Origin of the sequence: Mesorhizobium sp. M7A.F.Ca.US.006.01.1.1, from assembly GCF_003997935.1 — a bacterium.
GTDB lineage: Bacteria > Pseudomonadota > Alphaproteobacteria > Rhizobiales > Rhizobiaceae > Mesorhizobium.
Genome location: NZ_RZQL01000168.1, coordinates 10,811 through 16,104, shown reverse-complemented (window position 1 = coordinate 16,104; position 5,294 = coordinate 10,811). Strand labels below are relative to the sequence as shown.

The window sequence follows — 5,294 nt, the reverse complement described above, 5'->3', positions numbered from 1 at the left end:
CGGGGGTGGCCCGCCGTTATGGTCTCAGGCCGCAGCAGGTCTTCGCCTGGCGCCGCGAAGCGCGCAAACAGGCCGCTTCGGTGCAGCAAGATTCTCCTGCCTTTGTGCCGGCGGTTGTGGCGGCGGCGGAACCTGCAGCCAGCCGTTCACCGAAGCAGCGGAAACGGCAAGCCACCCGAGATGCCGGCATGATCGAGCTTGAGATCGACGGCATCGCGATGCGCGTCGGCCGGGGCGCCGATACCAAGACGGTGGCCGCAGTGATCCGCGCGCTGAAGGCGACGTCGTGATCGGGCCGACGGGTGCGGTCAAGGTCATGGTGGCGACGAAGCCCGTCGACTTCCGCAAGGGTGCGGAGGGATTGGCGGCGCTGGTGCGAGAGACAATGGGGGCCGATCCGTTCAGCGGGGCCGTCTACGTCTTCCGGGCGAAGCGGACTGACCGGATCAAGCTGATCTTCTGGGATGGCACCGGGGTTTGCCTGCTAAGCGTTTGGAGGATGGGGAGTTCCGCTGGCCGAAAGTGCATGACGGCATGATGCGGCTGACGGCCGCGCAGCTCTCGGCGCTACTCGAAGGTCTCGACTGGCGGCGAGTCCATGAGGCGCGCCGGACCCGCGTGCCAGCCCAGGCGGGCTGACCCGCGACGAAGTGAATCAGCCTAGATTCCGCTGTCGCGGGCTGTCGGCGAATATGGTCTGATCCGTTCATGGCGATGACGGCTGACCAGCTTCCCGACGATCCGGACGCGCTGAAGGCGATGGTCCTGGCGCACGACGTCGAGAATGCCCGTCTGATTCAGATCATCAAGGAATTGCAGCGTCACCGCTTCGGCCGGCGTGCCGAGACGCTCCCCGAGGATCAATTGCTGCTGGGGCTCGAAGAGGCGGAGCAGATCGAGGCCGCCGGTGAGGAAGAGAAGGAGCAATCTGCTCCCGCCGAGCGGCAAGCAAAGGCCACGAGGCGCCGGGCCAACCGGGGCGCGCTGCCACCCCATCTGCCGCGCGTGGAGATGGTCGTCGACATCGAGGACCATGCCTGCCCATGCTGCCGCAATGGCTTGCATCGGATCGGCGAGGACGTGAGCGAGCGGCTCGACATCGTTCCGGCGCAGCTGCGTGTAATCGTCGTGCGCCGGCCCAAATATGCCTGCCGCGCCTGCGAGGACGTCGTGGTTCAGGCTTCCGGCGCCGGCCCGGCTGATCGAGGGTGGTCTTCCGACCGAGGCAACGGTCGCCCAGGTGCTGGTCTCAAAATATGCCGATCACCTTCCGCTCTATCGTCAGGCGCAAATCTACGCCCGGCAGGGTATCAATCTCGATCGCTCTACGCTCGCCGACTGGGTCGGCCGCGCCGCCTGGCACCTGCGTCCGGTGCATGAGCGGCTGCTTGGCAAGCTGAAGTCCTCGGCAAAACTCTTCGCCGACGAGACGACCGCGCCGGTGCTCGATCCCGGCCGCGGCAAGACTAAGACAGGTCAACTCTGGGCCTATGCCCGCGATGACCGACGATGGGAGGGGAGCGACCCGCCGGGCGTCGCCTATGTCTATGCGCCGGACCGAAAGGCCGAGCGTCCGATCGCTCATCTCGCAGGCTTCACCGGAATCTTGCAGGTCGACGGCTATGGCGGCTATCGCGTGCTGGCCGACAAAAGCGGCGTCACGCTCGCCTTCTGCTGGGCGCATGTCCGTCGGCGCTTTTATGAACTGGCAGCAGCCGGTCCCGCGCCGATCGCCAGTGACGCGCTGAGACGGATCGCCGAACTCTACAAGATCGAGGATGACATCCGTGGCCGATCGGCCAACGAGCGCCGCGCGATGCGTCAGGACAAAAGCCGCGCCATCGTCGCCGATCTCGAACCCTGGCTGCGTGAGAAGCTCGGCCTGATCAGTCAGAAGACCAAGCTCGCAGAGGCAATCCGCTACACGCTCTCACGCTGGGAAGGCCTCTCGCACTTCCTTGACGACGGCCGCATCGAGATCGACAGCAACACCGTCGAACGCTCGATCCGTCCGATCGCAATCTCGGGGTCATTCTGCCCATGTTGGGCAGGAGGTCGAAGTCCCGTGCGCAGCAATGGATCTGGGCTCCCCGCGCGCGTCGCTTGCTGCACTGCTTGAACTGAACAAGCTCTTGATCCAGCGCCGTTTCCGGCGAGGCTCTCCGGATGGTTTCATCATCGGGGAGACTCAAAATGAGAACCTTGCCGCCACCGACACGATCTCTCGTGATCGTTCGCCAGCTCAGCATGCGCTCGACTCGCACAAGCTAGTCGGGCTGAGCGCAGCGCAACGAACGATCGTGATCGCCCGGCTCGCCAATGTGCTGATGGCCGCCGCCGGTATCGTGACGGAGGAGAGCCGCGATGACGAGCCGTAATCTGATTCCGGCCACCATCCTCAAGCGCAAGGCCGTTGTCTATGTACGTCAGTCCACGCAGGCGCAAGTGCAGCTCAATCTTGAGAGCCAGCGTCGGCAATATGAGCTGGTCGACGTCGCGCGGCGCTGGGGATTCCGCAAGGTTGAGGTGATCGACGAGGACTTGGGACGCACCGCAAGTGGAGCTGTGGAACGTCCCGGTTTCGAACGCCTGGTCGACGATCTGTGCACCGGTCATGTGGGCGCTGTGCTTTGCCTGGAGGCGTCCCGCCTGTCTCGCAACGGACCGGACTGGCATCGGCTGCTCGAGTTGTGCGGCGAAGTCGATGCACGGGTGATCGATCTGGACGGAGTCTACGATCCGGGACTGCCGAACGATCGCCTGCTGCTCGGCATGAAGGGGAGCATAAGCGAGTTCGAACTCGGGGTGCTGCGTGCTCGCATGTACGAAGCTGACCGCGCCAAGGCACAGCGCGGCGAACTGCGCATCTCTGTGCCCTTCGGCTACGTCTGGCACCGGGATTACGGTCTCGGGTTCGATCCCGATATACGCCTGCAGGAGACCATTCGCCTGATATTCGCGCGTTTCCGCGAACTCGGCAGTGCCCGCCAGGTCCTGATCTCGATGATCGACGATGGCGTGCATTTCCCCAGACCCTCCGACGGCAAGAAGATGGTGTCCTTCGCCTGGGTTCCGGTCCGCTACCGCAACGTGATCTCCGTCCTGAAGAACCCGTTCTACGCCGGCGCTTATGTCTATGGTAAGAGCGAGAAGCGCACCGAGATCGTGGATGGCCGCGTCCGCAAGAGCTATGGTCATTACAAGCCGGCCAGCGATTGGGCGGTGGTGCTCAAGGAGCATCACGAAGGCTATATCGGATGGAGCGAGTACGAACGGAACCAGGAACTTCTCGCCGCCAACGCCTATGGCAAAGCCGGCGGCGTCAAGTCGGGCCGCGGCGGTCGCGCGTTGCTCCCGGGTCTTCTCTCCTGTGGTCGATGCGGGCGAAGACTGGTTGTCACGTATGCCGGACGTGGCCAAGGTTACCCGGTCTATCGTTGCGAGAACACCATGATGGCGCAGGCGCGATGCATGTCGTTCAACGGCTTTCGCACCGATGCGGCGGTGGCCCGCGAAGCCTTGGAGGCGGTTGCGCCGATGGCGATCGAGGCGGCGTTGGAGGCTGAACAGATGCAGCTGGAGAGCGAAGCCAGGCGGCGGCAGATGATCGAGATGGACCTGCAGCAGGCACGCTATGAGGCATCGCTCGCCGAGCGCCGCTACGCCGCCTGCGACCCGGAGAACCGGCTTATAGCGGCCCAGCTCGAGAGGAACTGGGAAGCTAGGCTCAGGCGCGTGGAGACCTGCGAGGCCCGGCTCAGTGAAGTCCAGCGTATGGAGCCTGTCGACGCGATCCCTGACTTCACCGGCCTCGCCCAGGATCTCGAAGCCGCCTGGAATGCGCCGGGTGTCGATATGCGGTTCCGTCAGCAACTGCTGCGCGCGCTCATCAAGGACATTGTGGCGGACGTCGATGACGACGCGCGCGATGTGATCCTGACCATCCATTGGCATGGGGGCCAGCATTCCCAGGTAAGGGTTCGCAAGTCCAAATCCGGAGAGCATGGCCAGAGTACGCCTGAGGAGGCTCTGGCGGTCATGCGATCCATGGCAACGCGATGGTCGGATGCCGAAATCGCCGCCACACTCAACCGCATGGGCATGAAGACGGGTCAGGGAAAGACCTGGACGGCGCGACGCGTCCAATCCCTGCGCACGGTGCACAAGATCAGCGGCTATCGGTCTTCCGACAAGAACGGCGAGTGGCTTACCATGTCGGACGCGGCCGCGAAGCTTGGCGTGTCGCACGTCAAAATCCGCCGGTTCGTCAGGGACGGCATATTACCAGCCGAGCAGGTCATGCGCGGCGCGCCCTACCAGATCCGCGCCAGCGACCTTGAAGATGAACGGATCAAGGCCGATTTGGCGCGCAAATCTCCGCGTATCATCAACGACGATAATCAGAAATCGCTGTTTCCCGCCATTTGAAGAGGGGGTGCATAATGAATCAGTCTTCGCGCTCAACCGCAAGAACGCGCTCTTCGCAGGCTCTGACGGCGGCGCCGAACACTGGGCAGTCATCGCCTCGCTGATCGAAACCTGCAAGCTCAATGGTGTCGAACCGCTCGGCTTATCTCGCCGATGTCCTCACCAGGATCGTCAACGGCCACCCCAACAGCCAGATCGACGATCTCCTGCCTTGGGTCTACATCAACAAGCTCGAGCTCAAGGCCGTGGCCCGAGAATACCGCTTACTCTTGACATGCACGGGCCGGAACAGGTTAACCCGCATATCTGCGCGATGCCGCGAGCATGGTTGCGGTCGGTCTTGTTGACCTGTGCCTTGAGAACGCCTTGGAATGACGGGGCTCGATACAGGTCACGTAGTCCGGCTGCCGCCAGACCAACCATTGGGATAAGGGGCCGGCTTCAAGCCTGATCCGGGCGAGATTCCATGCGGGGTTCTTCAATGCGTCAGCAAGATCGTCCGGATGACTAGCAACCTTCATCTCTCGGCAAATTCGGCGCCCTTCTCACGATGCAAACGGTGGTCTCTTTCACGGAGACGTCCAGTCCGGCATAATTTTTCATGCTGCGCTTCCTTTCCTGATGCTTGTGGCTGTTCACACAGACCACGTTTTGTCATCATCTCGAAGCGCAGCACTTCAAAACAACCCGTTCAAGGCGGGGGGCAAAGCCGAATACCACAATCTAAACACCTAGCGATGCTGTTCAAATTCGCCTTGCCGGCATGGGACCCCATCGCTGTCATCACAGGAAGCAGTACGTGGGAGGGGAACTGCTCGCAGTGATGAATCGTGTTCCGAGCCACTACCCATTCAGTTTCGTCCCAG

2 protein-coding genes and 5 pseudogenes are annotated in these 5,294 nt (G+C 62.7%); 6 read left to right on the top strand and 1 reads right to left on the bottom strand.

The genetic code is table 11. The annotated features are described in order from the left end of the window. The 6 genes and pseudogenes from EN943_RS25355 to EN943_RS25335 form a co-directional block, all read left to right on the top strand. Nucleotides 1-290 (top strand): annotated as a pseudogene (locus EN943_RS25355) (IS66 family insertion sequence element accessory protein TnpB); the annotation flags it as partial. Further along, a pseudogene (gene tnpB, locus EN943_RS25350) lies at nucleotides 287-639 on the top strand (IS66 family insertion sequence element accessory protein TnpB). The pseudogenes EN943_RS25355 and tnpB, both read left to right, overlap by 4 nt. Nucleotides 640-708: 69 nt before the next feature. Continuing rightward, nucleotides 709-2,026 (top strand): annotated as a pseudogene (locus tag EN943_RS25345) (IS66 family transposase); the annotation flags it as partial. A gap of 49 nt (nucleotides 2,027-2,075) precedes the next feature. Next, nucleotides 2,076-2,378 (top strand): hypothetical protein, encoded by a 303-nt coding sequence (locus tag EN943_RS37740; RefSeq protein ID WP_063169337.1) that lies wholly within the window; start codon nucleotides 2,076-2,078, stop codon nucleotides 2,376-2,378. Continuing rightward, complete coding sequence (locus tag EN943_RS25340) at nucleotides 2,365-4,428, top strand: recombinase family protein (RefSeq protein ID WP_063169338.1); 2,064 nt, start codon at nucleotides 2,365-2,367, stop codon at nucleotides 4,426-4,428. Before EN943_RS37740 ends, EN943_RS25340 begins: the two co-directional genes overlap by 14 nt. Nucleotides 4,429-4,456: 28 nt before the next feature. Further along, nucleotides 4,457-4,649, top strand: a pseudogene (locus EN943_RS25335) (transposase domain-containing protein); the annotation flags it as partial. A gap of 44 nt (nucleotides 4,650-4,693) precedes the next feature. Here the strand turns inward: EN943_RS25335 and EN943_RS38460 are convergent. Further along, a pseudogene (locus EN943_RS38460) lies at nucleotides 4,694-5,031 on the bottom strand (IS110 family transposase); the annotation flags it as partial. Between the last annotated feature and the right edge of the window lie 263 nt (nucleotides 5,032-5,294).

Excerpts from the sequence above, each read along its gene's own strand:
- EN943_RS37740 (WP_063169337.1), top strand. The coding sequence starts at position 2,076 with ATGGATCTGGGCTCCCCGCGCGCGTCGCTTGCTGCACTGCTTGAACTG.
- EN943_RS25340 (WP_063169338.1), top strand. The coding sequence starts at position 2,365 with ATGACGAGCCGTAATCTGATTCCGGCCACCATCCTCAAGCGCAAGGCC.